The organism is Thermodesulfitimonas sp. (genome assembly GCF_052743955.1).
The window spans coordinates 1-3,204 of the sequence record NZ_JBRAIN010000138.1 but is presented as its reverse complement, the minus strand read 5'-3'; the positions used below and the strand labels follow the sequence as shown (position 1 = coordinate 3,204).

General features: G+C 57.7%; 4 protein-coding genes. 1 reads left to right on the top strand and 3 read right to left on the bottom strand.

Translation table 11 applies throughout. The features are described 5' to 3' along the window. Window positions 1-229 precede the first annotated feature (229 nt). Entirely contained in the window at window positions 230-565 is a 336-nt protein-coding gene (locus ACUVTA_RS09125; protein WP_445952626.1) for a hypothetical protein, read from the bottom strand. Between the two features lie 174 nt (window positions 566-739). Between ACUVTA_RS09125 and ACUVTA_RS09120 the strand changes: the two genes are divergently transcribed. After that, window positions 740-1,171 carry a PaaI family thioesterase gene (locus ACUVTA_RS09120; protein ID WP_445952625.1) on the top strand — a complete coding sequence of 144 codons (432 nt, stop codon included), beginning with the start codon at window positions 740-742 and terminating at the stop codon, window positions 1,169-1,171. A gap of 39 nt (window positions 1,172-1,210) precedes the next feature. Here ACUVTA_RS09120 and ACUVTA_RS09115 read toward each other — a convergent pair whose 3' ends face one another. Together ACUVTA_RS09115 and ACUVTA_RS09110 are read right to left on the bottom strand one after the other, a co-directional pair. Continuing rightward, a complete protein-coding gene (locus ACUVTA_RS09115) occupies window positions 1,211-2,104 on the bottom strand; it encodes an ATP-binding protein (protein ID WP_445952624.1) in 894 nt (297 codons plus the stop codon). A gap of 68 nt (window positions 2,105-2,172) precedes the next feature. Continuing rightward, window positions 2,173-3,081 carry a PLP-dependent cysteine synthase family protein gene (locus ACUVTA_RS09110; protein WP_445952623.1) on the bottom strand — a complete coding sequence of 303 codons (909 nt, stop codon included), beginning with the start codon at window positions 3,079-3,081 and terminating at the stop codon, window positions 2,173-2,175. Between the last annotated feature and the right edge of the window lie 123 nt (window positions 3,082-3,204).

The following is a 3,204-nucleotide window of genomic DNA, read 5'->3' as shown; positions in this document are numbered from 1 at the left end:
CTCCGCGTACAGGGTGGCATAGGAAGGCACGGGTTCTCTCTTCAGGAACGCCCGGTGGCAACGGAAGTTAGCGGCGTTCCAGAGAGCGGCGCAGCGGTCCCCCGGGGTTTCGAGGACCTTGGCTTGTGCTTTTGAGAAGAGTACGCGGACAATGTTGCAGCGCTTCACGGTTTTATGATACCACAATTCGACCGAAAGAAAAAATTACCGTGCCTTCCTCCCCATGCCTTTAGGCAGGGGCCTCCGGCACGGAAATGGGAGTGAAGGAGGTGGCCACGCGGCTTTCCGCTTGCTCTGGAGGCAGGCAGAGTTGCAGGCGCAGCGGCGCTTTCTCCCAGACGACGGTCACCGGTTCGCAAGCACGGCGCGCTTTCTGCAGGCGCAACTCGCGGATCGCGGCGCCTGCCTCGGCTGGCGTTGTTAGCGCGACCCCGAGGGCGCGGAGCACTGCCATGAGTGCTTCCGGGTTGGCTTCCCGCCGCACACCCGTCACGTCGCGGTAGGCGGTTTCGACGCCGCAAAACCGCGCCAAGTAACGTAACTGCCGCCACTCCGTTCGGTTCATTCCTTAAAAATCAACACCCTCGGTAAAAAGCGAGTTTGCCCTGATTTATTATTCCTCAGAGGAGGGCCTGGGCGCGCTTTTGGGGAGGTATCTTTTATCTTACCGCTCTCATTCCTGCTACTTACGGGACATAATTGGGAGGGTTTAGCCCGGCGGCCGCGAAGAAATATTTTTATGGCCAACAAACAACCAGCCGACCAGGCAACGGAACAAGGCGGCGACTTTTACCGCACTTTAGTCGCGGGGGATCCCTTCCCGAAAGCCCTCGGCGTTGAAGTGACGCGCCTGGCACCTGGCTACGCGGAAGCCACGCTCCGTATCCGGGAGGAGATGCTCAATTTTGCCGGGGTCACCCACGGCGGGGTAATTTTCGCTCTTGCCGATACTGTTTTCGGCCTCGCCAGCAACGCCTACGGGGCTACGGCCCTTGCCATCCACGCCGATATCGACTTCCTGCGGGCGACCACCGTTGGCGCGGTGCTGACGGCGCGGGCGGTGGAGGAGTCGCGGGGCGGGCGGCTCACCCACTACCGGGTCACCGTTGAAGATGGCGAGGGGCGGCTGATCGCCCTTTTCCGGGGGATAGCGTATATTAAGAAAGACTAAAACCCGTCTTCGCGGGGCAAACCGCGGCCGCTTTCACGCCTAAGTTGCATCCCGCCAGATCCGGCAGAAGGTGCAGGGGCTGTTGGTAGCGGGAAGACCGCAAACCGCGCAGGTAACAAGCGGCGGGCGAGCGGTCTCTTCTTTAAAGCGGTGTGCCTGTTGCGTGTAGCCTTCGTAAAAAGCGCGTTTGAGCCCGGGCGACTTTTCTTCGAGTTCGTTTAGCGCACGCTTATAACGCTTAAATTTGGCTTCCACCGCGTAAGGGCATATTGCCTCCACCGGACGAATCTCGTGAAGCGCGGCAAAAGCCCGGATTTCGTTCTCTGCTTGGAGCGCTAAGGGTTTAATTTTTTTGGCGAAGCCCTCTTCCGCCGGCAGGACGGGCAGCCTTTTCGCCAGGTAGTGGAGGTCCCACCGCAGGAGATTAGCGAAAAGCGCCGCGGCCATGTCGTCGAGCGTGTGACCGGTGGCGAGGGCGTCGGCGCCAAGAGCAAGCGTGTATTCGTTCATGATGTGGCGTTTGGTTACCCCGCAGATGGCGCAGATGCGCGGGTAACGCCGCGCGATATCCGGGATCTCGCGGCCGAATTCTGCCCTTAAGCTATAGACTTTAAGAGGTATTCCGTGGGCAGCGCAAAACTCTTCGCAGGCTTGCTGCGAAGCGGGAGAAAAATCTCCCTCAAGAATTCCCAGATCAACGAAAAGTCCCTCGACTTGGTACCCGAGGCGGTGCAGCACCAGCGCGGTGACTAGCGAATCCTTACCTCCAGATAAGGCTACTACCACCCGTCCCCCGGGAGGCAACATCCGGTATTTCTTGATCGTGCGGGTGATCTGCCGGAGAAAAAAGGCGTCGAAATGCTCCGGGCAAAAGGCAGCGTTATGCGCCGGCAGCTTGACGAAGGCTTCCCCTTTGCAAACGCGACACTTCATGATTTCACCTCTCCTGGAGGTATATTCGGAAAAACTTTAGCGGGTACGGGTACTACGTACCCCTATCCTTAGGGCGGACACTTGGCGCAGATTGACCGGAAGAGGGTGGTGCTTAAATACCGGTCGCCCCGGTCGGCCAGGATGGCTACGATGATACCGCTTTCTATTTCCCTGGCAAGCCGGAGGGCTGCTGCTACGGCGGCACCACTCGACATGCCCACGAAAATGCCTTCGCGCAGTGCTAACAGCCTGGTGGTTTCGAAGGCTTCGCCATCCTCAATCACAATTTTTTCGTCGAGTTGGCGCGGGTCGTAAATTTCTGGCGGGGTGGATTCGGTCATATTCTTCAGCCCTTGGATGGAGTGGCCCACCGTCGGTTCCACCCCTACGATCTTCACGCGCGGTTTCTTCTCTCTTAAGTATTTTCCTGTACCCATAAGCGTACCCGTAGTCCCCATGCCAGCGACGAAAACATCAATTTCACCGTTGGTCTGGGCGTAAATTTCCGGCCCCGTGGTCTCGTAGTGCGCGAGCATATTGTAGGGGTTGGCAAACTGGTTAGGCATATAATAACGCTCTGGCTCTTTTTCGAAGAGCGCAGTTGCCCTCTTGATCGCCCCGTCCGTGCCTTCCTTGGCTGGGGTCAGAATCACCTCTGCGCCGAAGGCCTGCAGGGTCCGCTGTCTTTCGCTGCTAACGCACTCCGGCATGAAAAGGGTGACCCGGTAGCCTTTGGCGGCGCCGATCATCGCAAGGGCGATTCCAGTATTACCCGAGGTCGGTTCAAGGATTATCTTATCGGGGGTTAATTCACCCGATTCCTCCGCCTTCTTGATCATATAGTGCGCCGGGCGGTCCTTAACCGAGCCGCCGGGGTTAGCCCCTTCGAACTTGCCGAAAATCCGCACCTTCGGGTTGGGACGCAGGTTAACAAGCTCGATCAGCGGCGTGTTGCCGATGGCGGTGAGGATGCTCATTCATCTCTCCTCCGTAGCTTTATTTCGTCGGGTTACGGTATTATTCTTGCACCAGCTTAGATAATCCTACTGGTATCTGTTAAGTCGGCGGTAAAAATATCTGCAAGTTGGTCTTCATTTAAA

Bases quoted from the DNA above. Each gene is read 5' to 3' on its own strand.
- ACUVTA_RS09125 (WP_445952626.1), bottom strand. From the start codon at position 565: ATGAACCGAACGGAGTGGCGGCAGTTACGTTACTTGGCGCGGTTTTGC.
- ACUVTA_RS09115 (WP_445952624.1), bottom strand. From the start codon at position 2,104: ATGAAGTGTCGCGTTTGCAAAGGGGAAGCCTTCGTCAAGCTGCCGGCG.
- ACUVTA_RS09120 (WP_445952625.1), top strand. From the start codon at position 740: ATGGCCAACAAACAACCAGCCGACCAGGCAACGGAACAAGGCGGCGAC.
- ACUVTA_RS09110 (WP_445952623.1), bottom strand. From the start codon at position 3,081: ATGAGCATCCTCACCGCCATCGGCAACACGCCGCTGATCGAGCTTGTT.